Raw genomic sequence first — 26,129 nt, forward strand, 5'->3', positions numbered from 1 at the left:
ATGACTTTATCCCTGCCCCACCATTACCGTGAGATTCTCAAGGGCTTGGGTGAAGACCCGGAGCGCGAAGGCCTGCTCGATACGCCCAAACGCGCCGCCAAGGCCATGCAATACCTGTGTCATGGTTATGAGCAGAACCTGGAAACCATCGTCAACGGCGCACTGTTCGCCTCCGACAACGACGAGATGGTGATTCTCAAGGACATCGAGTTGTACTCGCTGTGCGAACACCACCTGCTGCCCTTTATCGGCAAGGCTCACGTGGCCTATATTCCAACCGGCAAGGTGCTGGGCCTGTCAAAGCTGGCGCGCATCGTCGACATGTTCGCCCGGCGCCTGCAGATCCAGGAAAACCTCACGCGGCAAATCGCCGACGCCATCCAGGACGTGACCCAGGCCGCCGGTGTGGCGGTGGTGATCGAGGCTAAGCACATGTGCATGATGATGCGCGGTGTGGAAAAACAGAATTCAACCATGAACACCTCGGTGATGCTCGGCGCCTTCCGCGAGTCGAACACCACGCGCATGGAGTTCCTGCAACTGATTGGACGGAGCAAGTAGCAATGCCACAACTTCAACCAGGCATGGCGCGCATCCGGGTCAAGGACCTGTGCCTGCGCACCTATATCGGCATCAATGAGGACGAGATCCTCAACAAGCAGGATGTGCTGATCAACCTGACCATCCTGTATGCCGCCCAGGAAGCCGTGCGCGACAACGACATCGACCATGCCCTGAACTACCGCACCATCACCAAGGCAATCATCGCCCACGTGGAGGGCAACCGTTTTGCCCTGCTCGAGCGCCTGACCCAGGAGTTGCTGGACCTGGTGATAAGCAATGAATCGGTCCTGTACGCCGAAGTCGAAGTGGACAAGCCCCATGCGCTGCGTTTTGCCGAGTCGGTTTCGATCACTCTGGCGGCCAGCCGCTGATAGTTAAGTGAGCCTTATGAACGACCAACAACGCCTCGAACTCGAAGCCGCAGCCTTCCGCAGGCTGGTGGCGCACCTGGACAGCCGCAAGGATGTGCAGAACATAGACCTGATGAACCTCGCCGGTTTCTGCCGCAACTGCTTATCCAAGTGGTACAAGGCCGAGGCCGATGAGCGCCAGATCGACGTCAGCCTCGATGACGCCCGTGAAGTGGTGTACGGCATGCCGTACGCCGAGTGGAAAGCCCACTACCAGAAAGAAGCCAGCGCCGAGCAACACGCGGCGTTCGTCAAAGGAAAAACCCATGACTGATTTGAACACCCTGCGCGCAAGCCTCAACAGTGGCGAACACGCGTTTGCCGACACCTTGGCCTTTGTCGCTGCCGGCTACGACTACCAGCCGCAAGCCTTCACCAACGGCGGCGTGGAAAACGCCGCCGGGCAGAACGAAGGTTCGTGCAAGACCCTGGGTTTGGCGCTGCTGGAAGGGTTGAGTGACCAGGAGGCGTTGCTGGCGTTTGGGGAGCATTACCGTTCGGTGGTGGCTACGCCTGAGGGCAGCGATCACGGCAATATTCGGGCGCTGATCGAGCATGGCCTGGCCGGTGTCAAATTCACCGCACAGCCTCTGATCCGCAAACCCTAAGCCAGACGCAAACCAAAATGTGGGAGGGGCGGTGCGACGATTCGACTTGCTCCCGATAGCGGTGAATCAGCCAAAAATCCGGTGACTGACACCCTGTTATCGGGAGCAAGTCGAATCGTCGCACCGCCCCTCCCACATTTGTTTTTTTGCGGCGTTGGTTAGAACGAAGCGTCCTTCAACCCATCGAGGTACCGCTCGGCATCCAGAGCCGCCATGCAACCGGCGCCGGCCGAGGTGATGGCCTGGCGGTACACGTGGTCAGCCACGTCACCCGCAGCAAAGATACCTTCGATGTTCGTCGCGGTGGCATTGCCTTCACGGCCGCCCTGCACCACCAGGTAACCATCCTTGGCTTCCAGCACACCTTCGAACAGCGAAGTGTTCGGGGTGTGGCCGATAGCGATGAACACACCGTCGACTTTCAGCTCGTCGAAGCTGCCGTCGTTGTTCTTCAGGCGGGCACCGGTCACGCCCATGTTGTCGCCCAGGACTTCGTCCAGGGTGGCATTGAGCTTGAGGATGATCTTGCCTTCAGCGACACGGGCGTGCAGCTTGTCGATCAGGATCTTCTCGGCGCGGAACGTTTCGCGGCGGTGAACCAGAGTCACGGTGCTGGCGATGTTGGCCAGGTACAGCGCCTCTTCCACGGCAGTGTTGCCGCCACCGACCACGGCGACCGGCTTGTTGCGGTAGAAGAACCCGTCGCAGGTGGCGCAGGCCGAAACGCCCTTGCCCATGAACGCCTCTTCCGACGGCAGGCCAAGGTAGCGGGCGCTGGCGCCGGTGGCGATGATCAGCGCGTCACAGGTGTACACGCCGCTGTCGCCGGTCAGGCTGTAAGGCTTCTTGGAGAAGTCGACCTTGTTGATGTGATCAAACACGATCTCGGTTTCAAAGCGCTCGGCGTGCTCTTTCATGCGTTCCATCAGCGCCGGGCCGGTCAGGCCGTGGACATCCCCAGGCCAGTTGTCGACTTCGGTGGTGGTGGTCAACTGACCGCCCGCCTGCATGCCGGTGATCAGCAGCGGCTTGAGGTTGGCCCGGGCAGCATAGACGGCAGCGCTGTAACCGGCAGGGCCGGAACCCAGAATAATCACTCGCGAATGACGGGTATCAGACATGACTCGCTCCTATCGACCGCCCGGACTACAAGACGGCTGGAATAAAAAAGGACCGCGAAGCACTTGGGGAAGGCTTGAACTCGCAGATCCTGAAAATAATGGGTGCAGCGTATAGAGGGGGGCAAGATTAAGGAAATACGGAATAACAATCCAGCTCATAGGTGGTCTCTATGCAGTCGGCTCGGTCAATCGACAGGTTTGTTACCGCTGATGTCGCCGCTTTCGCCCGGAATACAAAGCCGGTAAGGTCGGCGCGTTCGTCCCTATGCTCGGAGTTTTCCATGCCTGCCCCTGCTCTTTCCGGCCCGCAATACCTGCGTGAAGGCCTCAAACTGGTGCTGAGCCCTGGCTTGCGCCTGTTTGTGCTGCTACCGCTGGTGATCAATCTCGTGCTGTTCGTCGGCCTGATTTATTTCGCCGGTCATCAGTTCAGCCTCTGGGTTGACCATTTGATGCCGACCCTGCCGAGTTGGCTGAGCTTTTTGAATTACCTGCTCTGGCCGTTGTTTGTGGTGCTGGTGGTGCTGATGGTGTTTTTCACCTTCACCATGCTCGCCAATATCATCGCGGCACCGTTCAATGGCTTTCTCTCGGAAAAGGTCGAAGTGGTGGTGCGTGGCACCGATGACTTCCCGGCCTTTAGTTGGGGCGAGCTGATCGCCATGGTGCCGCGCACCCTGGCCCGTGAAATGCGCAAGTTGGGTTATTTCCTGCCGCGGGCCATCGGCCTGTTTATCCTGTCGTTTATCCCGGTGGTCAACCTGATCGCCGCGCCGTTGTGGCTGTTGTTCGGCGTGTGGATGATGGCGATCCAATACATCGACTACCCGGCCGACAACCACAAGCTGGGCTGGAACGAAATGCTCGCCTGGCTGCGCCAGAAACGCTGGCAGAGCATGAGCTTCGGCGGAATCGTCTACCTGGTGCTGCTGGTGCCGGTGCTCAACCTGCTGATGATGCCGGCGGCGGTGGCCGGGGCGACGTTGTTCTGGGTGCGCGAGCAGGGTGCCGAGGCGATGGCCGTGGCGAAAGTGACCCCGTCATAAATCCATCATCTGCACGACACAATGGCGACATGGCCCACAGGGACACTGTGGGTCATGACGACTGCTTTGCTTCATATCACCCTGATTACCGAAACCTTCCCGCCAGAGATCAACGGAGTGGCCAATACCCTTGGCCGCCTGTGCGAAGGGCTACGTGCGCGTGGCCATCAAGTCGAACTGGTACGCCCACGCCAGGGCGCCGACCAAAGCCGCCCCAGCGACGACCAATTGTTGTTGTGCCGTGGCTGGCCGTTGCCCGGTTACCCAGGCCTGCAATGGGGTCAATCTTCGATGCACAAGCTGCTGCGACGCTGGACACGGCAGCGCCCGGACGTGCTGTATATCGCCACCGAGGGGCCGCTGGGGCTGTCGGCCTTGCGGGCGGCGCGGCGCTTGGGGATCAGCGTGGTCAGCGGTTTTCACACCAACTTCCAGCAGTACTCGAACCAGTACGGTTTGAGCCTGTTGAGCCGCATGGTCACGCAGTACCTGCGCTGGTTTCATAACCGCTCCACCCTGACCCTGGTGCCCAGCGCCAGCCAGCGCCTGGAACTGGAGCGTCGGCATTTCGAACGCCTGGGGATGTTGTCGCGTGGGGTCGACAGCCAACTGTTCCACCCGATCAAGCGCGACAACGCACTGCGTGAGGGCTGGGGCTTGGCAAACGACGATATTGCCGTGCTGCACGTTGGGCGCCTGGCCCAGGAGAAAAACCTCGGGTTACTCAAACGCTGTTTCGATGCCTTGCGGGCAACGTACCCACAGCGCCGGATGCGGCTGATCATCGTCGGCGACGGCCCGCAACGCCTGTTGCTGGAGCGCGAGCTGCCCGACGCGGTGTTTTGCGGGACCCAGCGCGGCGAGGAACTGGCAAGGCATTACGCCTCTGGGGATCTGTTCCTGTTCCCCAGCCTGACCGAAACCTTTGGCAATGTGGTGTTGGAAGCAATGGCTTCAGGGTTGGGCGTAGTGGCTTATGACCAGGCGGCCGCCACCCAGCACATCCGCCATGGCTACAACGGTGTGCTGGCGATGCCGGGGGATGAGGATGCGTTTTGCGATGCGGCCATTTGGCTGCTGGAAGAACGGGAAACGTTGCGCAGGGCGCGCCTGAATGCACGCCAACACGCCAGCCGCCAGGGCTGGCCGGCGATTATCGAGCAGTTCGAACAGCAACTGCGTGGGGCGTGCGGCGAGCAGCCTGCGCTTGCGGGGGCCTCGCGCCTGATCTGACACGCGTGAGGCTTGTCAGATCGCTGGCGCCGCTTAGACCAGGGTCGTCAACGCCTCACGACTGAACGGCAGAATATCGCCCTCGCGACCTTCCCGTACCTTCACCGCCCACTCCGGATCAACCAGCAGCGCACGGCCCACGGCAACCAGATCGAACTCATCGTTGTTCAGGCGCTCCAGCAGTTTCTCCAGGCTGGCTGGCTGCGCAACTTTGTCGGTGTTGACCATGAACTGCAGGAATTCGCCATCCAGGCCGACGCTACCCACCGTAATGGTCGGTTTGCCGGTGAGTTGGCGGGTCCAGCCGGCCAGGTTGAGGTCGGAGCCTTCGAATTCCGGCTCCCAAAAACGGCGGGTGGAGCAGTGGAAAATATCCACGCCCGCGTCGGACAACGGCTTCAGGAACTCACCCAGCGCTTCAGGGGTTTGCACCAGGCGTGCGGTGTAATCCTGCTGCTTCCACTGGGAGAAACGGAAGATGATAGGGAAGTCCGGGCCGACGGCTGCGCGCGTGGCCTGGATCAATTCGATGGCAAACCGCGAACGGTTGGCCAGGCTGCCGCCATATTCGTCGGTACGCTGGTTGCTGCCTTCCCAGAAGAACTGGTCCACCAGATAGCCGTGGGCGCCGTGGATCTCTACACCGTCCATGCCGATGCTTTGTGCATCCTTGGCGGCTTGAGCGAAGGCATTGATCACGTCCTTGATGTCCTGGGCGCTCATGCCGTGGACGACCACCGTGCCATCTTTGAGTTTTTCCATCGGGCCATAAGCCGGCACGCTGGCATCCGGCTCGGTGCCGATACGCCGCACGCTGCCCACGTGCCAGAGTTGCGGGACGATCTTGCCACCCTCGGCGTGGACGGCATCCACCACCTTCTTCCAACCGGCCAACGCAGCCTCGCCGTAAAAATGCGGCACATTCGGGTACCCATTGGAGGCCTGGTGACCGACCACGGTGCCTTCGGTGATGATCAGGCCTACGCCGGCCGCCGCGCGGCGACGGTAGTACTCGATGACGTTGGAATTGGGAACGCCGCCAGGAGAAAACGAGCGCGTCATCGGCGCCATGACCACACGGGTCGACAGCTGCAGTGCACCGAGCTGGAAGGGTTTGAACAGGGCTTGGACAGGCATGCGGGCACTCCACGAAAGACGAGGTTTATGACGCGGATAATATGGGCCGTGCCCGGTGCTGAGTAGCACTATTGATCTGGGTGATTAAAGGGTAAAAGCGGCAAAGGTTAGACGGGGCTGCTGCGCAGCCCAACGCGGGCAAGCCCGCTCACCCCAAAAGCCCAGTGGGAAGGGTCAGATCAGGGCTTTTTCGATGGCCTGGATGACTGTGGGATCATCCGGCGCCGTGCGTGGCGAGAAACGCGCGAGTACGCGACCGTCTTTGCCGAGCAGGAATTTCTCGAAGTTCCAGGTGATATCCCCTGGAAACTCGGCGCCCTCGCCTGCCAGCAAGCGGTACAGTTGGTGACGATCAGGGCCGTTGACGTCGAGTTTGCTGCCCAGGGGGAAGGTCACGCCGTAGTTCCGGCTGCAGAACGCCTGAATCTCTTGCTCGGTACCCGGCTCCTGGCCTGCAAATTGGTTGCAGGGAAGGCCCAGCACGGTAAACCCCTGGTCCTTGTATTGCTGATAGAGGTTTTCCAACGCCGCATATTGCGGGGTCAAGCCACACTTGGACGCCACATTGACCACCAGCACGACTTGCCCCTTGAAGGGCGCCAGCGGCAGTTCCTGTCCGTCTAAAGCTTTGAGTTTAAGGTCGTGGAAAGCACTCATGACGAACTCCAGATATTCCAGGTCTTTGCATTGCAGTGATTCGAGATTACAACCCGCAAGCCTGCAATCATAGACGCCGATTACAAAACTCGCCTGCGGGTTACTGAGCGGTCGCCCACGGCAAAATCGGAATCGCGGTGACGGCGTTCTGCGGGCTGCCTTCGATGAGGCGATCGCTGTAGACCAGGTACACCAGGGTGTTGCGCTTCTTGTCGAGGAAACGCACCACTTGCATGGTCTTGAACACCAGCGAGGTGCGCTCTTTGAACACTTCGTCGCCGTCCTTGAGTTCGCCCTTGAAGCGGATCGGCCCCACCTGACGGCAGGCGATCGAGGCTTCGGCACGGTCTTCGGCCAGGCCCAGGCCGCCTTTGACCCCGCCGGTCTTGGCGCGCGACAGGTAGCACGTCACGCCTTCGACCTTGGGGTCGTCAAAGGCTTCAACGACGATCCGGTCATTGGGGCCGACAAACTTGAACACCGTCGACACCTGGCCAATCTCTTCGGCCGAGGCCAGCAGCGGCATGGCCAACAGCAGGCCGAGTAATCCCTTCATCACGCGCATCGTGTACTTCCTATGGTTAAACCAGGATCAGGTTGTCGCGGTGAACCAGTTCCGGTTCGGCCATATACCCCAAAAGCCCGACAATGGCGTCAGACGATTGCCCAATAATTTTCTGCGCTTCCAGGGCGCTGTAGTTGGCCAGGCCACGGGCGATCTCGCGACCGTCCGGCGCGACACACACCACCATTTCGCCACGGCGGAAGCTGCCCTGCACCAGCTTGACGCCCACCGGCAGCAGGCTTTTGTTGCCCTGGGAAAGTGCCGAGACCGCACCATCGTCCAGCACCAGGGTGCCACGGGTCTGCAGATGCCCGGCCAGCCACTGCTTGCGCGCCGCCAGCATGCCGCGCTCCGGTGACAGCAGCGTGCCAATGCGCTCACCGGCCTTGAGACGGTCCAGTACGCGCGCCAGGCGGCCACCGACGATGATGGTGTGGGCACCGGAACGCGCGGCCAGGCGCGCGGCGCGCAGCTTGGTCTGCATGCCGCCACGGCCCAGGGCACCGCCGACGCTGCCGGCCACGGCGTCCAGCGCCGGGTCATCGGCACGCGCTTCATAGATAAGCTGGGCATCGGGGTTGTTGCGCGGGTCGGCGTCGTACATGCCGTCGCGGTCGGTGAGGATCACCAGCAGGTCGGCTTCCACCAGGTTGGCCACCAGGGCGGCCAGGGTGTCGTTGTCGCCGAAGCGGATTTCGTCGGTGACCACCGTGTCGTTCTCGTTGATCACCGGGATCACCTTGAGCTCCACCAACGCGCGCAAGGTGCTGCGGGCGTTGAGGTAGCGCTTGCGGTCGGACAGGTCGTCGTGAGTCAGCAGGATCTGCGCCGTGTGGCGGCCGTGCTCGGCGAAGCTCGATTCCCAGGCTTGCACCAGGCCCATCTGGCCGATGGCGGCGGCGGCTTGCAGTTCGTGCATCGCGCTGGGTCGCGCGGTCCAGCCGAGGCGGCTCATCCCGGCGGCAACCGCTCCGGACGACACCAGCACCAACTCCACGCCCGCTTCATGCAAGGCCACCATCTGTTCAACCCAGACGCTCATGGCTGCCCGATCCAGGCCCTTGCCATCTGCCGTCAGCAATGCACTGCCGATCTTTACGACCCAGCGCTGCGCACCTGTCACTTTGCTCCGCATCATCTTCAACCTTAGAGTGAGGGCCGCGCGACCCAGCGCGCCCCATAACGTTATTAGTGACTACGTATACCCAGATACCAAAACGCCGCTCATGTGAGCGGCGCTTAAGTTTACTGCAACGAATCAGTCGCGCACGTAAATGATTTCCGGACCGTCTTCATCATCCACGTCTTCTTCGTCCCAATCGTCGTCGCCGATGTCATGGACCGACTTCACGCCGCTGCGGCGCAGGGCACGCTGGTCGTCCAGGGCTTGCAACTGGGCGCGGGCTTCGTCTTCGATCTGCTGGTCGAGTTCGGCGAGTTCGGCCTTGTACACCGGGTCGGCCGCCAGGCGGTCGGCGCGGTCTTCCAGGTAGCGCATGATGTCGCGGGTCAGGCGTTCGGTGCCTTCTTTGGCAATGGCCGAGATCACGTAGACCGGACCCGTCCACTCCAGGCGGTCGACGATTTCCTTGACGCGCTCCTCGTGCTCTTCTTCGAGGATCTGGTCGCACTTGTTCAGCACCAGCCAACGATCACGCTCGGCCAGAGCCGGGCTGAACTTGGTTAGTTCGCTGACGATCACTTCGGCCGCATCCGCTGCGCTGGTCTCATCCAGCGGCGCCATGTCGACGAGGTGCAGCAGCAAACGCGTGCGCGACAAGTGCTTGAGGAAGCGAATCCCCAGGCCCGCGCCATCGGAAGCACCTTCGATCAGGCCGGGAATATCGGCGATCACAAAGCTTTTCCAGCGGTCGACGCTGACCACGCCCAGGTTTGGCACCAGGGTGGTGAACGGGTAGTCGGCGACTTTCGGCTTGGCGGCCGAGACCGAGCGAATGAAGGTACTTTTGCCGGCGTTCGGCAGGCCCAACAGGCCAACGTCCGCCAGTACTTTCATTTCCAGCTTGAGGTCACGCTGCTCGCCCGGCTTGCCCGGCGTGGTCTGGCGTGGCGCACGGTTGGTACTGGATTTGAATCGGGTGTTACCCAGACCGTGCCAGCCGCCCTGCACCACCATCAGCTTCTGGCCGGCCTTGGTCAGGTCGCCGATCACTTCCTGGGTCGCGGAGTCGATGATCGTGGTGCCGACCGGTACGCGCAGTACCAGGTCTTCACCTTTTTTACCGGTGCAATCGGTGCTGCCGCCGTTGGAGCCACGCTCGGCATCGAAGTGCCGGGTGTAACGGTAGTCGACCAGGGTGTTGAGGTTTTCGTCGGCCATCATGTAGATGGAACCGCCGTCACCGCCGTCACCGCCGTTGGGGCCACCGTTTTCGATGAATTTTTCGCGACGGAAACTCATGCAACCGTTACCGCCGTCGCCTGCTTTTACTCGGATGGAAACTTCATCAACGAACTTCATAACAAAACGCCTCTCGCCGCACGGACGAGCTTAAAAAACCAAGACATAAGACTCTTGCAAAAATGAGCGCAGCGACCTCAAACAGCGACCGCCTATCCAGCGCCTGAGCCCATTACAAACAGCTTTGCAAGAGACTCACTCCACAAACGAAAAAGCCCCGTCGCAAGACAGGGCTTTTCCAGCGATCTCGCAATTAAGCTGCGACAACGCTCACGTAACGGCGGTTGAACGCGCCTTTTACTTCAAACTTGATCACGCCTTCGATTTTCGCGAAGAGGGTGTGATCTTTACCCATGCCTACACCGTAACCGGCGTGGAATTGGGTGCCGCGCTGACGCACGATGATGTTGCCCGGAATGATTTTCTGGCCGCCATACATCTTAACGCCAAGGCGTTTGGCTTCTGAGTCGCGACCGTTACGGGTACTACCACCAGCTTTTTTGTGTGCCATGAGTCAATTCTCCTAGTGAGGAATTAGGCTGAAATTAAGCCTGAATACCGGTGATTTTGATCTCGGTGTACCACTGGCGGTGGCCCATACGCTTCATGTGGTGCTTACGACGACGGAACTTGATGATGCGGACTTTATCGTGACGACCTTGGGAGATCACTTCAGCCACAACGGTAGCGCCAGCAACAACTGGAGCGCCGATGTTCACGTCATCGCCATTGGCGACCAACAGAACGCGATCAAATGTCACGGAGTCACCAGTAGCGAGTTCCAGTTTTTCGATCTTCAGGTATTCACCTGGGGCGACCTTGTATTGCTTGCCACCAGTAACAATTACTGCGTACGACATGGTATTTCTCCGATAATCCTGCTCACCCAGCTCTTTATAAGAAGAGGTATTGGCTGGCATGGCTGCATGGGATGGACGTCCCGAATGCAATTGCGTAAGGCAGGTGCTGCCCAGGAAGTTCAGGGTGCGCGATTGTACGCAAGCTATTGAGGCCTTGCAAGTGGCCGTCTATCGCGCCTTGACACTGCGGGGTCAGGGTCCTAGCATGCCGCGCAACCCTTCTGGAGCGACTGTCGCTGATGCAACCCCAAGCTTTCTACCGCGCGGTCGCGGACGATTTTAGCGCCGTCGACGGCATCATCAAGCAGCAGCTGACGTCTAAAGTGCCGCTGGTCTCCAAAATTGGCGACTACATTACGTCGGCGGGCGGTAAACGCCTGCGTCCTTTATTAGTGTTGCTGTGTGGCAAGGCCCTGGGCCGTGAAGGCGATGACCTGCGCCTGCTCGCCGCCACCATCGAATTCCTGCACACCGCCACCCTGCTGCATGACGACGTGGTCGACATGTCCGGCATGCGCCGTGGCCGCGAGACCGCCAACGCGATGTGGGGCAACGCCCCGAGCGTGCTGGTGGGCGATTTCCTGTATTCGCGCTCGTTCGAAATGATGGTCGAGCTGGGCTCGATGCCGGTGATGAAGATTCTCTCCCAGGCCACGCGCATCATCGCCGAAGGCGAAGTCTTGCAACTGTCGAAGGTGCGTGACGCCAGCACCACCGAAGAAACCTATATGGAAGTCATTCGCGGCAAGACCGCCATGCTCTTCGAAGCCTCCACCCACAGCGCCGCCGCGCTGTGTGGCGCCACCGTCGAACAGGCCGAAGCCCTGCGCACCTTTGGCGATCACCTGGGCGTGGCGTTCCAACTGGTGGACGACCTGCTCGACTACCGTGGCGACGCCGAAACCCTGGGCAAGAACGTCGGTGACGACCTGGCAGAAGGCAAGCCGACCCTGCCGCTGATCTACACCATGCGCGAAGGCACGCCGGAACAGGCCGCCCTGGTGCGCAAGGCGATCCAGAAAGGCGGCATCGAAGACCTGGAAAGCATCCGCGCTGCCGTGGAAGCCTCGGGCTCGCTGGACTACACCGCGCAACTGGCGCGTGACTACGTGGCCCGCGCAATCAAATGCCTGCAAGCCCTGCCGGCCAGCGAATACCGGGATGCCCTGGTTGAGCTGAGTGAATTTGCGGTGGCGCGTACGCACTAAAATAGTTGCATGTAGGAGGGGGTTTGCTCCCGATGGCGGTATGTCAGTCACCGGATCTGCTGGCTGACACACCGCCATCGGGAGCAAGCCCCCTCCCACATTTAGTGTGTATTGCCAATTCCAGACCGCCCCGCGCACAAAACCCTATATAATGTGCGACTTTTAGCCATCCCTGACTCCCGAGGAGCTTTAGTGAGCACGTTGCCACCCTGCCCGAAATGCAATTCCGAATTCACCTACGAAGACGGCGCCCAACTGATCTGCCCGGAATGCGCCCATGAGTGGTCCGCCAACGGCGAGGCCGAAGTGGCCGGCGATGAAACCGTGAAGAAAGACTCTGTGGGCAACGTCCTGCAGGACGGCGACACCATTACCGTGATCAAAGACCTCAAGGTCAAGGGCACGTCTCTGGTCGTGAAAGTCGGCACCAAGGTCAAGAACATCCGCTTGTGTGACGGTGACCACGATATCGATTGCAAGATCGACGGTATCGGCCCGATGAAGCTCAAGTCCGAATTCGTGCGCAAAGTCTGAATACGTTGCTTCCATCCCGCGCCCGCCGCGGGATGGCGTTTTGCCCTCTCCGTTGACCCTTCTCAATATCCACACAGAAAAAAACCGGAAACCGCCAATAGGCTCTTGCTATTCCACGAATAAGAATTATTCTCATTGAAACCCATCAAGGAGATGCGCCCCATGACTTATTTGATCGATGCCTGGCTGGACCGTCCACACCCTTACCTGCGCATCCTGCATCGGGAAACCGGTGAAGTCTGTGCGGTGCTGGAAGAAGAAGCGCTGAATGAGCTACAGGACCAGGGCGACCTGGACGTCAATGGCCTGAGTTCGAGTGAACCGAGTGTGTTGAAAGAGGTGGTGCGTAATCTGTTTCTGTTCTGCTATGCCCGTGCGTTGCGCCCGGCGACAGAGCTGAATGGCAAATTCCATCCATGAAAAAACCAGCCAACAACGGTGGGAACGAGCAGGCTCGCTCCCACCGCTTCAGCAGGTCTTACAGAACGTCGAGCAGCTCGACGTCGAACACCAGAACACTGTGCGGCGGGATGCTGCCAACGCCTTGAGCGCCGTAGGCCAGTTCGCTCGGCACGTACAGGCGCCATTTGCTGCCGGCATTCATCAGTTGCAGGGCTTCGGTCCAGCCGGCGATCACGCCGCCTACCGGGAATTCTGCAGGCTGGCCGCGCTCGTAGGAGCTGTCGAACACAGTGCCGTCGATCAGGGTGCCGTGGTAGTGGGTACGCACTTGGTCTTCACGGGTCGGCTTGGCGCCGTCACCGGCAGTCAACACCTCAAATTGCAGGCCGGAAGCCAGGGTGGTGATGCCATCACGCTTGGCGTTTTCAGCCAGGAACGCCAGACCGGCGCCAGCCGCCGCTTCAGCCTTGGCAGCTGCTTCGGCTTGCATGACTTCGCGGATAACCTTGAAGCTGGCCGCCATTTGCTCTTGGTCAACACGGCTTGGCTTGCCTGCGAACGCGTCGGTCAGGCCGGCCAGGATCGCGTCCAGGCTCACACCCGGTGGCGGGTTGTCGCGCAGTTGGTCGCCCAATTGACGGCCAATACCGTAGCTGACGCGGGTTTCGTCGGTGGACAGATTAACTTCGGACATGAAGAGGCTCCGCTGTAGGACGACACGATTTCCCGCGCCATCCAAAACTAAAAGGGCCCGCAGACTAGCACACAAGCCCCCTTCCCGATGAGCCCCGCGTCTGGCGGCTATGTATCTACTACCGAGCCCCGGGTACCGGGCGACAAGCTGAGCCCCTCAATATCAAGGAGCTTCAGACATGACCCCCACCCCACTTGACCGCCCACCGACGTTCCAGGAGATACGCAACGACCTGGGACAGATCAGTGATTACCTGTTGCAGGGCGCCCCGATCAAGGCTCAGGCCAAACCTGAGGAACTCGTTGAGTTGGAGCGCCTGAACCAGGCCCTCAAAACCCATAACCAGACCCTGCTGCACAGTGCCCGCGCCCTGTATCAACCCGTTGAAAACAGCGACCTGCAGACGGCGCAGGGTAAGGCACTGATCACCCGGCTGAAGGCTGAGCTGAACCCAGCACTCAAGGAGCTGGACGAGCGCACCCAGATCGAGAACAAGAGTCGCAAGACCTACCTCACCTTCGAGGCCGGCATTTTGGCCCTGGAACACGAGGCCAAGCTGCTCGCCAAGGATCGTCTGCTTCATCCGGACTGGAGCACAACGATCCAGAACATATCCCTGGGCCCCGACGCGCGCCCCGGCCTGTATGCACTGACCTTCACCTACCAGGACACACGTGTCGAAGTCGCCGGCGCCTTTGTGCTGACTGAAAAACCCACACCCGTGGTTACAAACCTGAGCGGCGACGCCAACGTTGGCCCCCTCCTGCTGTTCCTGCCTTCCCGCGGCCTGGAAGCCTTCGATTCGTTGGCGCAACTCGATACCTGGCTACAACACGCCGTTCACAGCGCCAGCCTGCGCCCAGCATTCGCCGACTGCCTGGCGCAGCAGTACCAAGCGCTCAGCGTGGCAGGAATCTGGCCCCTGGCCTTGGAAAAAATCGACGACGCGCCCCTTTTTGAACACCTCTACAACGCCCGCATCAGCAAGCGCACGCAGGACATCGAACGGGCACTGAGCCTTATCGACAACCCCGAGCACAGCGCAAGGCAGCTCTATCAATACCTGGACAAAGCCGTCGGCGCCGCCCTGCCCACCTACGACCAGCGTCTTGAGATGCGCGCCCAAGCCTTGTTGGAACGCAGCCTGCGCTACAGCGCACCGGACTGGTACCGCAGCGCCGATACAGCCAGGCGCACCTCGCTCGCCGAGCATGTTCAGCACTACAACCAGGCCCGCCAGGCACTGGCCGAGTTTTTTGGCCCCGCCGCCTCACCGCAGGCGCTGGCACACTATCAACTGATCGAACAGTTGGATGTCGATCTCGACATCCAGGACTTGGACCCCGATCAACTGATAGTTACCACGCAACGCCACGTGCCGCAGGTCGGTGCCTACGAGCATAAAAAGTCCCTGACCGACCTGGCCCTTCGCGGCCTGCATACCGGCGACGAAAATCCCGGCTCGGCCTTTCTCGAAAAAACCACGCTCAGTTACGCTGGCGACCCACTGCCCGAGCGTTACCAAGACCTGACGCCGCGCTATCTGGCGCAACTGCTCAAAACCGTGCAGCCCCGCATGGCGTTCACCCAGCTCCAGCGTGAAATTCATGGCAGGCCCGGGCTCAAGGAGGCCATCCAGCACATGCTGGATCAACGCATCAATTGCCTGGCCTACGCCGCCCTGCTGCAACAGCACATCAGCGAGCCGGACTACCAACTGATCCAGAACCTGCGCCTGGGCAACGATCCGAGCCTGAGTGCATCGACCCTCTCGCTGCATGGGGCCCAACTCCAGGACCTGTGGGTACTGCGCCAGGTCGACAGCAACGGCAAGCCCATTCGCCTGTTGCTGTGTACGCCCTCCGCGCCCAGGCCAGAACAATTCATGGCGTTCGACAGTGAGATCGCCTGTCAGACCCACGTGCTGAGCTGGAGCCGAAACAGCGGCTCCGCTGCCGGCAAAACCATGAGCGATTACCTGCTGGAACGCGTTGCCCTACGGTTTCGCGAGGCCATGGCAAAAACCTTGATGGGCCTGAGCTTCAAGCCCCACGAACAGGAATACAAAGAAGTCACATTCGACACCCCCTGCAGCCATGCCGATTGCCTTGCCAGCATGGCCGCACATTTCATCGCCACCCAGTTGGACGACCACGACTCCAGCACTGCGCCGTGGTACCGATCGACGACCGCGGCCAACCGCAGCAAGTTGCTGACACTGGCCGACGACGCCGAAGGCGCGCTGCGCACCTACAACGCCGACCCGCAATCGGACAACGCCTTTGCCGGCTTCAAGGCCTATGTGCATCAACAGGCGAAAACCGCCCTTAACCGATTGCTTGGGCGTCGACAAAACGATGTCGACCCGGACAAGGTGTGGGCCTATTACCCCAAGCACTTTGTGACCTCGACACCGGCGCCGGTCAACTACACCACGCTGTACCGCGATGGGTATGACGACAGCATCGGTTTTCTGAACGAGGCATTCGCTGAATCCGCATCCTTCAAAGGCCCGGAAGGTATCGACCTGAGCCCACTGACTGCGCAGAAGGTCGCGGCGTCGGTGCGCGGTACCTGGATCGGCGAACGCTATATCAACCAAGTGCGTGCCAAGCTGCAAAACGCCAACAGCCCCGGCTACGACAAACGCCGCGAGGCGACCCTGGCAATCACGCAACTGCAAATGCGCAATGCCGCCCTGGAATGCCAGCTCAATGGCCATATCAGCAGCATGGATCTGGCTTGGCTTGAAGCCGCCATTCAAAGCATGGGCGATAAATCCGCAGCCGTTCGCCAGCAGTACAAGATCCATCGCCTGGTGATAGACGGTGACTGGATCATCGACACTTTGCTGTTCAGCCACGCGGATAACCCGGTGCTGCTCTACACCCCAAAAGCCCCCGATCACATCGTGTTTCGCGAAGCACGCCTGTTCAACCACACACTGAAAACGATCAGTGGGATGGTGGGCTACCTGACCAAGCGCGCGCCCATCCAGTCCCAGGCTCGCGTCGGGCAATTTCTTAAAAACGCCCGCGAGCAGCTGCCCGAGCACATCAATAGAACCACCCCCAGCGCGCCGCGCTACGACAGCCTCGAACGCGTCGCCCCGCTCATGGACTTGCGCCACGAGCTGTACAACATGAAGCTGCAACGCCGCATTGATGATGTGTTCGCCACCACCCATAACCGCACACAGATGATCATGGGGATTGTGTGGACCTGCGTTGAATGGGTCGTGGCGGTCGCGACCGCGCCCTTTCCAGTCCTGAGCCTGGGCACGGGCCTGCTGCTGGCCTTCAAGGACGCCATGTTGGCACTGGAGGCTTACGTTCAAGGCGATAACGATGCCGCCCTGCAACACCTGATCGGTTACTTGCTCAACGCAGGCGGCGCCTTGTTCACCGACCTGCGCCCCGCCCTCGGCTCGATCAAGGCGTTCAGCAAGCGCATACGCCCAAGCTTGCAAGGTACGCCTGCCAGCCAGGCCATCGCGCAGACGCGTTCTCTGCAAACCCCACTCCCATCACGCGAACACATGCAGCCGGTGCTGTTCCGTGGCGATTGGTACTGGGCGCCCGCCACGCCCGATCCGTTGGGGCGCTTCCTGTTGTTTCGCCTTGACCCCGCCAGCGGCCAGTTGCGTTCAACCGCACGACTGGTGGAAAAAACCACAGACGGTTGGCGACGTTCAGGCGTCGTGGGGGGCGCGCCCAAATATGAAAAACTGCCCGACACATACAACGCACTCAAGCCTTATGAAATCGATGCGCACCATTGGCGGGATGTCGAGCGCCTGCTCAAGCCGGACTTCAGGCGCTCACTGATCAGCGATGACCCGGTGCTTCCACGCCTGTATTTCGTCGACAAACATCGTGAACACATGGCACCCATTCATCAGGCGTACCTCAAGCAGGTCGACACGTTGAGCCGAGACGCCGAAGCGTTTTTCTCCGCCTCCAGGCCCAGCGTTGCGCGCCCTTCATTGCCGCCACTGGCCAGCGACGCCGCGCACCCGCAGATCCTTGATGCGCTGTTCAAACACAGCGACGGGTTGGTGCTCGGCGAGGTGAGCGAGTCGATCGCCAGCAAGCAGTTCCTGATCGATAACATGGGCGTGCTGGCCCGTCAGGGCGTCAAGCGCCTGTACATCGAACACCTGCCTAACGACGTGTTCCGCGAGAAGCTGCATAAACTCAACACCAAGGGTTCATCCCGGCATATCGAAAAACACCTGGGCAGCGTGGACCGTACCTTCAACCTCGCCGGCGGGTCTGCGCCGTCCTACCTGAACCTGATGAAAACGGCCCGCAAGCACGGCATTGAACTCAAGGCCCTCGACGCCGCGACCTCTTATGACTTGACCCACGCCTTCCATATCATCGAAAACGCCAAGGCCCCGCCACGCGCCAACGCCCTGCGCAATTTCTATTCACATAAAGCGATCAGCGCCGATCTGGCCGACCAGCCGGGAACACGCTGGGTGGCGCTGGTGGAACACAGCCGTGTACGCACCTCGGAGCAAATCCCCGGGCTGGCCGATTTGAACAACGCCATTGGCCTGCGTATCGACGACGTCGCCACGGACTCGGCGGTGGGCATCTGGAGCGACCCGGTGGATTTCAGGCTGAGGCTGAAAACCACTTACCAACCAGCCGCCCGCCCCCCTTCGCCGACGCTGCCGCCGCCCCTTGTGCCGACCGTGGCTGCGTTACCCGAGCCGGCCCACTTCAACACATTCGATGTTGCCCCAGCCCTCAGGGAACAACTGCGCAAACTGCAGATGATGCGCAGAGGCCTGGACTCAAACTACACGCTGGCGCTTCCTGAAGCGCAAGCGGCTTACACCGCCTTTATCGAAACCCGGCGGCGCCTTCTCACCACCGCCGATGAGTTCTTCAGTGATTACACGGCGCCTGCCAGGCCCTCGCTACCCGACCCAACGTTGCTGCGCACGGAAAAAGACTTTATCGAGCAGGCGTACGCTTATTCCTCGGGCTTGGTGATCGGCGAAGCCCATGCTTCGGAATCGGCCAAGAAATTCTTCATAGAGCACATGGCCGACCTGAAAAAACAGGGCGTTCAAACCCTCTACTTCGAGCACTTGCAAACCGATTTGCACCAGCTCGAGCTCAGCGCCTTCAACCAGACAGCAACACTGGCCGACAGCCTCAAAGCATTTGTGCAAAGCCAAGACCTGGGGCAGATGCGTTTTTACGATGGCAAGACCGTCAACTACACCGGCCCGTACACCTACACCAACGTGTTGCAGGCGGCCAACAAGTACGGGATTCGCGTGCAGGCCATTGACTGCGCGGCGAGCTATAACCTCAAAGGGCTCAAACGCAGCTCGGCGCCACTCGGCGACCCGGATGCCCTACGCAACGTGATGTTCAGCTACTTCGCATCGCGCGTGATAGCGGCCGACCAGGCCGCGCGCGGTGCGCACAAGTGGGTGGCGTTCGTGGGCTCCGCGCATACCGATACTTACCTCGGCATCCCGGGCCTGGCGCCGATACACGGCGTATTGAGTTTGCACATACGCGACAGCGCCACCCACCTCGCAAAAGGTATTGAGCCGGGTAGTTGGCAGGTATTCAGCGAAACCAAATGGCGTGCCTTGCGCAGTGACTTCGTACTGAATATGGGCTTTGAGCGTATAAAAGCCCCTGAGCCGTTCGTGCCGTTGGACCGCTCGCGGTTGAGGGACACCGGCCATTTCCTGATTGAGCGCCCCACGCCTGAGCAAACCAACCTTCTGCACAAATCCAACAGCGGTCAGGTGGTCTCCACGCCCATCCAGATGGATGACACCGGGCACTTTTTCATTGACCGCTGGGAGGCGCTCAAAGATCAGCGCTTCCTGTCGCAGGACAGCCTGATTCATGCACTGAGGTTCGTCATACAACTGACACCCGCACCGTAACCGCCCCTCATTGATTGCCTCCACCCGGAGGCAATCTTACCCATTCGTCGGGGGCCACCCCTGCGCGGCTAAAAAATTACTACAGCTCAAGATTTTGCGGCCGATACGGGCGTACACCTTTGTGTGCTGGCATCAAGAACAAAAACTTCCAGCTCCAGAAAACAAATCGACTGCGTGCCTGGAGGCATAGTAATGAACAGCTGGTTCGGTAACATCAGCGTCAACCTCAAACTGGGCCTGGGTTTTGGCCTGGTGCTCGTCCTCACCTCGATCCTGGCCCTTACCGGCTGGACCAGCCTGGGCGGCCTGATCGACCGCAGCAACTGGATGAGCGACATCACCCAGCTCAATGCGTCGCTGACCAAACTGCGTATCGTGCGCTTGCAATACATGCTGGCCAACGGCGACGAAGCCGTGGCCCAAAACGTACAGACCAGCCTCGACGCCTTTGCCGCCCAGCAACAGAAACTGCTCGACAGTTTCAAGAGCCCGGAAAACGTCAAGCTGCTCAACGAACAGAAAGCGATCATCACCGCCTACCAGCAGTCCCTGAACAAAATGCGCGAGGCTTACCGTAACGGCAACGCCTCTCGCCAGGTGATGGGCGACAAGGCCGACATCGCCAACGCCCAGATCAACGCACTGGATGCCACGGTGCAGCAGATGCCAGACAGCCCGGAACGCTTCGCTCAGTTCCAGGCCGTGACCAATGCCAAATTCGAATTCCTGTCGGCCCGCTACGAAGTGCGTGGCTATACCGCTAACGTCAACCCCGACACCGAAGCCCGCGCTGCCGCGCAGATCGAAAAAACCATCGCTGGCCTGAAAGACCTCGGCAGCGCCTTCGGCGCCAGCCAGCAAAGCGCACTGAGCGCGTTGGAAACCGCCCTGGGCGCGTACCGCACCGCCGTGCAGAACTACAAGGCGGCCAACGCCAACATCGTCGCCGCCCGTGCCGAAATGACTACTCAAGGCGCAGACATCGTCACCATCAGCGACAAGCTCTACGAGATCCAGCTCAACCGCCGCGACGCCGAAAGCGCCCAGGCCCGCAGCCTGCAATTGACCAGCACCTTGCTGGCCCTGCTGGTTGGCATCATCGCTGCCCTGGTTATCACCCGCCAAATCACCCGCCCATTGCAAGACACCCTGGCCGTGGTCGAGCGGATTGCCTCGGGCGATCTGAGCCACAACATCCAAGTCACCCGCCGCGATGAACTGGGTGTGTTGCAACAAGGCATCCAGCGCATGGGCAGCACCTTGCGTGAACTGATCAGCGGGATTCGCGACGGCGTGACGCAAATCGCCAGCGCCGCCGAAGAGTTATCGGCCGTGACCGAGCAAACCAGCGCCGGCGTCAACAGCCAGAAGATCGAGACCGATCAAGTCGCCACCGCGATGCATGAAATGACCGCCACGGTGCAGGAAGTAGCGCGCAACGCCGAACAGGCTTCGCTGGCGGCGGCGGATGCCGACGGCCAAGCGCGTGCAGGCGACAAGGTGGTGGCCGAAGCGATCGCCCAGATCGAGCGCCTGGCCGCCGAAGTGGCGCGCTCCACAGACGCCATGAGCCATCTGCAACAAGAGAGCAATAAGATCGGCAGCGTGATGGATGTGATCAAGGCCGTGGCCGAACAGACCAACCTGCTGGCGCTCAATGCGGCGATCGAAGCGGCGCGTGCCGGTGAAGCCGGCCGTGGGTTTGCGGTAGTGGCCGACGAAGTGCGGGGCCTGGCGCAGCGCACGCAGAAGTCCACCGAAGAAATCGAAGGCCTGGTCGCCGGCTTGCAGAACGGCACCCAGCAAGTGGCCAACGTGATGAACAACAGCCGCAGCCTCACCGACAGTAGCGTTGAGCTGACGCGCAAGGCCGGTGTATCGCTGGAGAACATCACCCGTACCGTCTCGAACATCCAGTCAATGAACCAGCAGATCGCCGCCGCGGCCGAACAGCAAAGTGCCGTGGCCGAAGAGATCAGCCGCAGCATCGTGAATGTGCGCGATGTGTCGGAGCAGACGGCCACGGCGAGTGATGAGACCGCCAAGTCGAGTGTGGAACTGGCACGCTTGGGTAGCCAGTTGCAGCAGATGGTCAGCCACTTCCGCGTTTAAACCCGGCCAATCACCGTGGCGAGGGAGCTTGTTCCCTCGCCACCGCCGTTAACTGACCGGCATTACCTGCCGCTCAGCCCTCGCCTTCCTCGACAAACACCACCCGATTGCCAAATGGGTCCTTGATGCTCATCTCCCGCGAGCCCCAGGGCGTTTGCTCAACCCCAGGCTTGGCGTAACGGTAGCTCTTGCCCTGCAATTGCTGCTGGTACACATCCACGCCTTGCGCCTGAATCCGCACCGCCGCACCCGGTGAGGCATCGCCATGGTGCTCGGACAGATGCAGCACGCACTCCCCCAACGACACCTGCAGATACAACGGGAAGTTCGCCTCGAAACGATGCTGCCAATCAACCTTGAACCCGAGGAAGTCCACGTAGAACTCCAGCGCCTTGGCTTCGTCGAATATGCGCAAAATCGGAACGACTTTCCCGCACTGCACAGGCTGCTCCATGACGTCAGTACTCCCTATTGATGGACCGCCACACTAACCGAGAAACAGGCGTGTGTGAACGTCAGGCCAGGCGCGCCTACCGCTGGCGAATGCGGCGGATCCTGCTGCTGCCCACCAAGTCGTTATCCAGATGGACCTCATCAAAATCAAAGGCCCCTTCGGAGAACCCTTTGAGCCCTCCATTCGCACGCGCGTGTGCGATCTCACCCGGATCCATGTGCTCGCGAAGCTCATAAAATTGCGGGTTGAGGTCGATATTTTCATTCAAGGAAACGGCCGGAATGCCCTGGCTGTCGATTTCATAGAGGTTGTAGTTGCCACCGAATTCGCTGTCCCCGAATTGCATGGCGCCCTCCATGGAACGCGACGTGACCAGCACATTGCCGTCGCGCATTTTTTCCGCTCCGGCAAAATAGTTGGAGTTCATGAAACCGTAATGCTCGGGGTCGCCACGGCGCTCTACACGCTCGGCCTTCTCTACGCGATAAACCTTGGGCAAGTCGGTGCGTTCGATCATGCCCCGACTGTTGAAATACCCACCGGCCGGCAACTGGACATTGGCCTGGAACGGGTTTTCCCGTATGACATCGCTGTCATCGTAGGGCCTGTAGTCCGCCGATGATGTGGCGTCGGATGCCACAGAATCCGGCGAGTCAGGCGAGTCAGGCGAGGCCGGCGAGGCCGGCGAGGCCGGCGAGGCCGGCGAGGCCGGCGAGGCCGGCGACTGCGCCTGCGGCTCGTGCAGTTTCAGCCTTTTTCCGGAGCCTGCCTGCTCTTCATCAACACGAGGGCCGGAAGCGGCGCGCCTGCGGCCAGGCTCAAGGTAAACCTCCATGGTCGGATCCCAGGCCGGGTTCAACTCGGGCTCGGGCAGCGCCAGCGCATGCGGCCGGGTCGGGCTCATCAATACGCCGACCTGCCCGTTGACCCGCCTGTAATTGAAGAACGGCTTGGCACCCCCGCTATTCACGCCGGCGGAAGCCGTACGTTCAGCAGGCGCCCGGGCGGCACCCAACGAAGCGCCGGCTTTGCCCGCCGCATGAAAGAACGCAAGCGTGGCAACATCCATGACCGCCCCCTGCAACCCTGCCTGCCGCTCGGCCTGGGTATCACCCTCTACGGCTTTGTCGACTTCCATTCCCACCTGGGCGCCGAGTGCCGCGCCGCCGATGGCGAGGCCGATAGGCCCCAGTAACGCCAAGGGAATGGAAAGCAGCGCATTCCCCGCCTGTAGCATGCCCAGCGCGTTGTCCTTGTAGACCTCTGCGTTGGATTTCATTTCAGTGTCGGTGTCGCTGGCAATCCGCTCTCGCGTTTGCCTGGCCATCACCGAAAACACGTCCTCGGCAATCGGGTAGTTGCGGCTGTTGATGTGGTTACCGTTCGCCGCCATGGTCCCGGCGCCTATTTTCTGTAGCGCGCTGTCGACGCCGTTGACACTCAGAGCCCCGAAAATACCTTGCTGGCGATCCTTGAGGGAGAAGTGCTGGGCCAGCGCCATGGCCTTGGCCGGGTCCTTGCCTTGCTCCGCCACCCAGCGGTTCAACGCCACGCGGTCATTGAATTTGAGGAGCGCAGGCGTCGCGCCGGGTACATACAACACCTCGGAGCCGTCCCTGGAGACAAACCGCAGAATATCGCTGGCGACGTACCCATTGATGTCAAAACCCAACACTTTGCTATCCGGATCAGGGGCCGCCAGCGCCAGACACTGTGCCGGGGTCGCCGGCCCCTCCAGTGGCACATTCGCAGCCGCCGCCCTCATCACGCTTTGATAATCCTGCGGGCTCAGGCCTTCAGCAGGGTTTGCCTGGTGAAGCGCCAAGGCCGCCTTGGCCTCCTTGACGAATTGCCCCTTGGCCATGGCTCGCCATTGCGGCATGTGCCCTGACCAAAACGCATCGAGCTTGGCCAGCACCTTCTTTTGCAGGTCGCCCTCGCGCACGATGTTCAACAGTTCGCTGGGCTTGAGGCGCAATTCGTTGTCGGCGTCATAACGGCCCTTTTCCGGGCCATCCAGATAGAGGCCATAGGCGGCATCCAGATCACGCCAGCTTTCCGTCAGTTGCGGCACATCGTCATGGATTTTCGAATAGATATAACCAGGCCCGGTTCTATCAAAGATCGTTCGCCCCAGGCGACTGAAGAAATCCGACACGCTTTCGCTGTGGAAGATGGAGAACGGACTGACATTGGACGACAGAAAATGCGTCACCGCCTGGGCTTCGCCGATTGCGCCATAACGCTCCGCCGAAAAGAAATCACTGGCGACAGCGTCGGTCAGCGTCATGGTTTTTTCGGGGCGGCCGTTGTGCTGCCAACCCGTAGACGTGCCGCCGGACGCTACGGTATGAGTGCTGGAAAACTGATGCAGGTAGGTTTTGTCCGGATCAATTCGCTGGCCGGTGGCAGCGAAGACTTTGTCCTGGATCCAGGCCTTGATCGTGTCGCGAGGAAAAGGAAATGCCCCCATGCCTTCAGCGAGGGGCGTTGGAGCCGACTTGGTGGGCGCAGCGGCGCGACGGGGAAGGTGGCTCGCATAATCTTTGTTGAAGCAACGCATTTCAGCCAGGGGTGCTCGCATACAGGTTCTCCATGAAAGGGCCTGCATCATAAGCAGTGCCCTTTCAGGGGCAACGGGCCTTTTGTAAGCGCTCATTAGCCCGATATCCAGCTCTGCACGTGCGTTTCAACCGCGCCGACAACGGCCGTGAAACCTACTGGAAACCCGCGTTCAAATTGCCGGAACGCGCCAGGAAAACCCCGCCCCGCTGCCCGTTTGCCTGACCTTCGTGGTAGCTCAGAACGCCGTTGACCCACACCTCATCAATGCCCTGCGCCGCACGCTGCGGCGTTTTGAAATCCGCTACATCGCGCACCCGCAAGGGATCAAACAACACCAGATCCGCCCGGTGCCCTACACGAATTTCGCCGCGCTCCGACAACCCGAAACGCGCGGCCGACAAGCCGGTCATTTTGTGCACCGCCGTGTGCAACGGGAACAACCCCACATCCCGGCTGAAATGCCCCAACACGCGTGGAAACGCGCCCCACAATCGCGGGTGCGGAAACGGATCTTCCGGCAAGCCATCAGAGCCCACCATCGACAATGGATGCGCCAGGATGCGTCGTACATCCGCCTCGTCCATGCCGTAATACACCGCGCCCGCCGGTTGCAGGCGACGCGCGGCGTTCATCAGCGAAACGCCCCACTCTGCCGCGATAGCCTGCAGATCACGCCCGCCCATGTCAGGGTGCGGCGTGGACCAGGTGATGGTGATGCGAAACGCATCGGTCACTTGCTTGAGGTCCAGGGTCGAAGAGCTGGCCGCATAGGGATAACAATCGCAGCCCACCGGATGGCTTTTCGCGGCATGTTCCAACGCCGCCAACAGCTGCGGGCTACGCCCCCAGTTCCCCGCGCCGGCACATTTGAGGTGGGAAATAATCACCGGCGCCCTGGCATGCCGGCCAATCAAGAACGCCTCGTCCATGGCCTCCAGCACCGGTTCGAATTCGCTGCGCAAATGGGTGGTGTACACCGCGCCGCTGGCGGTCAGCTCTTCACTGAGTTGCAGTACCTCATCGGTCTTGGCATTAAACGCGCTGGCGTAGGCAAGCCCTGTGGATAAACCCAGCGCGCCAGCTTCAAGGCTCTGTCGCAACTGCACGCGCATGGCGGTAATTTCCTCCGCCGTGGCGGTACGGTGCAGGTCGTCCATATGGTTGCTGCGCAGCGCCGTGTGGCCGACCAGCGCCGCAACGTTGACGGCTGGGTGGGCGCGTTGCACCGCGGCGCGGTAGTCGGCGAAACGCGGATAGGTGAACGCCTTACGCGTGCCCAGCAGGTTCATCGGGTCTGGCGGATCACGGCGCAAACTGACCGGCGAGGCACTGATGCCGCAGTTGCCGACGATCACCGTGGTCACTCCCTGGCTGAGCTTGGGCAACATCTGCGGCTGGCGGATCACCACGGTGTCGTCGTGGGTATGCACGTCGATAAAACCTGGCGCCAATACGCGGTCACGGGCGTCGATATCATGCGCGGCCACGGCGGTGGACAAGTCACCGATCGCCTCGATACGCCCCTCGCGCAGCCCCACATCGGCGACGTAGCCAGGCGTGTTGCTGCCATCAATGACCATCGCCTGGCGAATCAGCGTGTCGTACTTCATA

Annotated in this window: 22 protein-coding genes and 2 pseudogenes; 12 read left to right on the top strand and 12 right to left on the bottom strand. The window is 60.6% G+C overall.

The genetic code is table 11. The annotated features are described in order from the left end of the window. Genes folE through KSS96_RS23880 form a run of 4 tightly spaced genes read left to right on the top strand, consistent with a single transcriptional unit; the run spans position 1 to position 1,582 of the window. Positions 1-561, top strand: coding sequence for a GTP cyclohydrolase I FolE (gene folE, locus KSS96_RS23865; protein WP_065876568.1), 561 nt, complete (start codon positions 1-3; stop codon positions 559-561). A gap of 2 nt (positions 562-563) precedes the next feature. Next, on the top strand, positions 564-935 hold the full coding sequence (gene folX, locus KSS96_RS23870; RefSeq protein ID WP_217855368.1) for a dihydroneopterin triphosphate 2'-epimerase: 372 nt from the start codon (positions 564-566) through the stop codon (positions 933-935). Between the two features lie 16 nt (positions 936-951). Continuing rightward, positions 952-1,248, top strand: a complete 297-nt coding sequence (locus KSS96_RS23875; protein ID WP_017531117.1) for a DUF1244 domain-containing protein — start codon at positions 952-954, stop codon at positions 1,246-1,248. Continuing rightward, on the top strand, positions 1,241-1,582 hold the full coding sequence (locus KSS96_RS23880; protein WP_017531118.1) for a HopJ type III effector protein: 342 nt from the start codon (positions 1,241-1,243) through the stop codon (positions 1,580-1,582). The genes KSS96_RS23875 and KSS96_RS23880 overlap by 8 nt, the downstream gene beginning before the upstream one ends. A gap of 158 nt (positions 1,583-1,740) precedes the next feature. On the opposite strand, the gene trxB is transcribed toward KSS96_RS23880, so the two are convergent. Next, a complete protein-coding gene (gene trxB, locus KSS96_RS23885) occupies positions 1,741-2,703 on the bottom strand; it encodes a thioredoxin-disulfide reductase (protein ID WP_017531119.1) in 963 nt (320 codons plus the stop codon). Between the two features lie 281 nt (positions 2,704-2,984). On the opposite strand from trxB, the gene cysZ reads away from it, so the two are divergent. Then, entirely contained in the window at positions 2,985-3,749 is a 765-nt protein-coding gene (gene cysZ / locus KSS96_RS23890; protein ID WP_017531121.1) for a sulfate transporter CysZ, read from the top strand. A gap of 54 nt (positions 3,750-3,803) precedes the next feature. Further along, entirely contained in the window at positions 3,804-4,982 is a 1,179-nt protein-coding gene (locus KSS96_RS23895; RefSeq protein WP_017531122.1) for a glycosyltransferase family 4 protein, read from the top strand. A gap of 33 nt (positions 4,983-5,015) precedes the next feature. Here KSS96_RS23895 and KSS96_RS23900 read toward each other — a convergent pair whose 3' ends face one another. From KSS96_RS23900 to rplU, 7 genes are all read right to left on the bottom strand, one after another. Further along, positions 5,016-6,119 carry an NADH:flavin oxidoreductase gene (locus tag KSS96_RS23900; RefSeq protein ID WP_017531123.1) on the bottom strand — a complete coding sequence of 368 codons (1,104 nt, stop codon included), beginning with the start codon at positions 6,117-6,119 and terminating at the stop codon, positions 5,016-5,018. A gap of 174 nt (positions 6,120-6,293) precedes the next feature. Next, positions 6,294-6,776 (bottom strand): glutathione peroxidase, encoded by a 483-nt coding sequence (locus KSS96_RS23905; RefSeq protein WP_065876569.1) that lies wholly within the window; start codon positions 6,774-6,776, stop codon positions 6,294-6,296. A gap of 100 nt (positions 6,777-6,876) precedes the next feature. Then, positions 6,877-7,341 (bottom strand): CreA family protein, encoded by a 465-nt coding sequence (locus KSS96_RS23910; RefSeq protein WP_017531125.1) that lies wholly within the window; start codon positions 7,339-7,341, stop codon positions 6,877-6,879. 16 nt (positions 7,342-7,357) lie between these two features. Then, positions 7,358-8,476, bottom strand: coding sequence for a glutamate 5-kinase (proB, locus tag KSS96_RS23915; protein WP_026067516.1), 1,119 nt, complete (start codon positions 8,474-8,476; stop codon positions 7,358-7,360). A gap of 123 nt (positions 8,477-8,599) precedes the next feature. Continuing rightward, positions 8,600-9,823, bottom strand: coding sequence for an Obg family GTPase CgtA (gene cgtA, locus KSS96_RS23920; RefSeq protein WP_003176048.1), 1,224 nt, complete (start codon positions 9,821-9,823; stop codon positions 8,600-8,602). Positions 9,824-10,016: 193 nt separating this feature from the next. Next, the gene (gene rpmA / locus KSS96_RS23925) at positions 10,017-10,274 is read right to left on the bottom strand and encodes a 50S ribosomal protein L27 (RefSeq protein ID WP_003176049.1); all 258 of its coding nucleotides are present in this window, start codon (positions 10,272-10,274) and stop codon (positions 10,017-10,019) included. A gap of 34 nt (positions 10,275-10,308) precedes the next feature. After that, positions 10,309-10,623, bottom strand: a complete 315-nt coding sequence (gene rplU / locus KSS96_RS23930; protein ID WP_017847748.1) for a 50S ribosomal protein L21 — start codon at positions 10,621-10,623, stop codon at positions 10,309-10,311. Positions 10,624-10,862: 239 nt separating this feature from the next. Here rplU and KSS96_RS23935 point away from each other — a divergent pair, with 239 nt between their 5' ends. From KSS96_RS23935 to KSS96_RS23945, 3 genes are all read left to right on the top strand, one after another. Continuing rightward, positions 10,863-11,831, top strand: coding sequence for a polyprenyl synthetase family protein (locus KSS96_RS23935; RefSeq protein ID WP_017531128.1), 969 nt, complete (start codon positions 10,863-10,865; stop codon positions 11,829-11,831). Positions 11,832-12,023: 192 nt separating this feature from the next. After that, positions 12,024-12,365 carry a zinc ribbon domain-containing protein YjdM gene (locus KSS96_RS23940; RefSeq protein ID WP_017531129.1) on the top strand — a complete coding sequence of 114 codons (342 nt, stop codon included), beginning with the start codon at positions 12,024-12,026 and terminating at the stop codon, positions 12,363-12,365. A 162-nt stretch (positions 12,366-12,527) separates the two neighbouring features. After that, a complete protein-coding gene (locus tag KSS96_RS23945) occupies positions 12,528-12,785 on the top strand; it encodes a PA4570 family protein (RefSeq protein WP_017531130.1) in 258 nt (85 codons plus the stop codon). Positions 12,786-12,843: 58 nt separating this feature from the next. On the opposite strand, the gene bamJ is transcribed toward KSS96_RS23945, so the two are convergent. Then, a complete protein-coding gene (gene bamJ, locus KSS96_RS23950) occupies positions 12,844-13,461 on the bottom strand; it encodes a BamJ family beta-barrel-assembly machinery protein (protein WP_017531131.1) in 618 nt (205 codons plus the stop codon). Between the two features lie 178 nt (positions 13,462-13,639). Here bamJ and KSS96_RS23955 point away from each other — a divergent pair, with 178 nt between their 5' ends. The 3 genes and pseudogenes from KSS96_RS23955 to KSS96_RS28415 form a co-directional block, all read left to right on the top strand. Beyond that, positions 13,640-19,387 carry a membrane-targeted effector domain-containing toxin gene (locus KSS96_RS23955; protein ID WP_217855369.1) on the top strand — a complete coding sequence of 1,916 codons (5,748 nt, stop codon included), beginning with the start codon at positions 13,640-13,642 and terminating at the stop codon, positions 19,385-19,387. A gap of 192 nt (positions 19,388-19,579) precedes the next feature. Beyond that, positions 19,580-20,644 (top strand): annotated as a pseudogene (locus tag KSS96_RS28410) (methyl-accepting chemotaxis protein); the annotation flags it as partial. Between the two features lie 261 nt (positions 20,645-20,905). Continuing rightward, positions 20,906-21,499, top strand: a pseudogene (locus tag KSS96_RS28415) (methyl-accepting chemotaxis protein); the annotation flags it as partial. Positions 21,500-21,572: 73 nt separating this feature from the next. Here KSS96_RS28415 and KSS96_RS23965 read toward each other — a convergent pair. The 3 genes from KSS96_RS23965 to KSS96_RS23975 form a co-directional block, all read right to left on the bottom strand. Next, entirely contained in the window at positions 21,573-21,941 is a 369-nt protein-coding gene (locus KSS96_RS23965) for a glyoxalase superfamily protein (RefSeq protein WP_116079762.1), read from the bottom strand. An 88-nt stretch (positions 21,942-22,029) separates the two neighbouring features. Then, complete coding sequence (locus tag KSS96_RS23970) at positions 22,030-24,537, bottom strand: dermonecrotic toxin domain-containing protein (RefSeq protein WP_217855371.1); 2,508 nt, start codon at positions 24,535-24,537, stop codon at positions 22,030-22,032. Positions 24,538-24,670: 133 nt separating this feature from the next. Continuing rightward, positions 24,671-26,128 carry an N-acyl-D-amino-acid deacylase family protein gene (locus KSS96_RS23975; RefSeq protein WP_065876573.1) on the bottom strand — a complete coding sequence of 486 codons (1,458 nt, stop codon included), beginning with the start codon at positions 26,126-26,128 and terminating at the stop codon, positions 24,671-24,673. Position 26,129: the final 1 nt, after the last annotated feature.

This window comes from Pseudomonas asgharzadehiana (genome assembly GCF_019139815.1).
GTDB classification, from domain to species: domain Bacteria; phylum Pseudomonadota; class Gammaproteobacteria; order Pseudomonadales; family Pseudomonadaceae; genus Aquipseudomonas; species Aquipseudomonas asgharzadehiana.

Excerpts from the sequence above, each read along its gene's own strand:
- KSS96_RS23895 (WP_017531122.1), top strand. The coding sequence starts at position 3,804 with ATGACGACTGCTTTGCTTCATATCACCCTGATTACCGAAACCTTCCCG.
- KSS96_RS23875 (WP_017531117.1), top strand. The coding sequence starts at position 952 with ATGAACGACCAACAACGCCTCGAACTCGAAGCCGCAGCCTTCCGCAGG.
- KSS96_RS23910 (WP_017531125.1), bottom strand. The coding sequence starts at position 7,341 with ATGCGCGTGATGAAGGGATTACTCGGCCTGCTGTTGGCCATGCCGCTG.
- rpmA (WP_003176049.1), bottom strand. The coding sequence starts at position 10,274 with ATGGCACACAAAAAAGCTGGTGGTAGTACCCGTAACGGTCGCGACTCA.
- cgtA (WP_003176048.1), bottom strand. The coding sequence starts at position 9,823 with ATGAAGTTCGTTGATGAAGTTTCCATCCGAGTAAAAGCAGGCGACGGC.
- KSS96_RS23970 (WP_217855371.1), bottom strand. The coding sequence starts at position 24,537 with ATGCGAGCACCCCTGGCTGAAATGCGTTGCTTCAACAAAGATTATGCG.
- folX (WP_217855368.1), top strand. The coding sequence starts at position 564 with ATGCCACAACTTCAACCAGGCATGGCGCGCATCCGGGTCAAGGACCTG.
- KSS96_RS23905 (WP_065876569.1), bottom strand. The coding sequence starts at position 6,776 with ATGAGTGCTTTCCACGACCTTAAACTCAAAGCTTTAGACGGACAGGAA.
- KSS96_RS23900 (WP_017531123.1), bottom strand. The coding sequence starts at position 6,119 with ATGCCTGTCCAAGCCCTGTTCAAACCCTTCCAGCTCGGTGCACTGCAG.
- KSS96_RS23880 (WP_017531118.1), top strand. The coding sequence starts at position 1,241 with ATGACTGATTTGAACACCCTGCGCGCAAGCCTCAACAGTGGCGAACAC.
- trxB (WP_017531119.1), bottom strand. The coding sequence starts at position 2,703 with ATGTCTGATACCCGTCATTCGCGAGTGATTATTCTGGGTTCCGGCCCT.
- KSS96_RS23975 (WP_065876573.1), bottom strand. The coding sequence starts at position 26,128 with ATGAAGTACGACACGCTGATTCGCCAGGCGATGGTCATTGATGGCAGC.
- rplU (WP_017847748.1), bottom strand. The coding sequence starts at position 10,623 with ATGTCGTACGCAGTAATTGTTACTGGTGGCAAGCAATACAAGGTCGCC.
- proB (WP_026067516.1), bottom strand. The coding sequence starts at position 8,476 with ATGCGGAGCAAAGTGACAGGTGCGCAGCGCTGGGTCGTAAAGATCGGC.
- cysZ (WP_017531121.1), top strand. The coding sequence starts at position 2,985 with ATGCCTGCCCCTGCTCTTTCCGGCCCGCAATACCTGCGTGAAGGCCTC.
- bamJ (WP_017531131.1), bottom strand. The coding sequence starts at position 13,461 with ATGTCCGAAGTTAATCTGTCCACCGACGAAACCCGCGTCAGCTACGGT.
- KSS96_RS23945 (WP_017531130.1), top strand. The coding sequence starts at position 12,528 with ATGACTTATTTGATCGATGCCTGGCTGGACCGTCCACACCCTTACCTG.
- folE (WP_065876568.1), top strand. The coding sequence starts at position 1 with ATGACTTTATCCCTGCCCCACCATTACCGTGAGATTCTCAAGGGCTTG.
- KSS96_RS23935 (WP_017531128.1), top strand. The coding sequence starts at position 10,863 with ATGCAACCCCAAGCTTTCTACCGCGCGGTCGCGGACGATTTTAGCGCC.
- KSS96_RS23955 (WP_217855369.1), top strand. The coding sequence starts at position 13,640 with ATGACCCCCACCCCACTTGACCGCCCACCGACGTTCCAGGAGATACGC.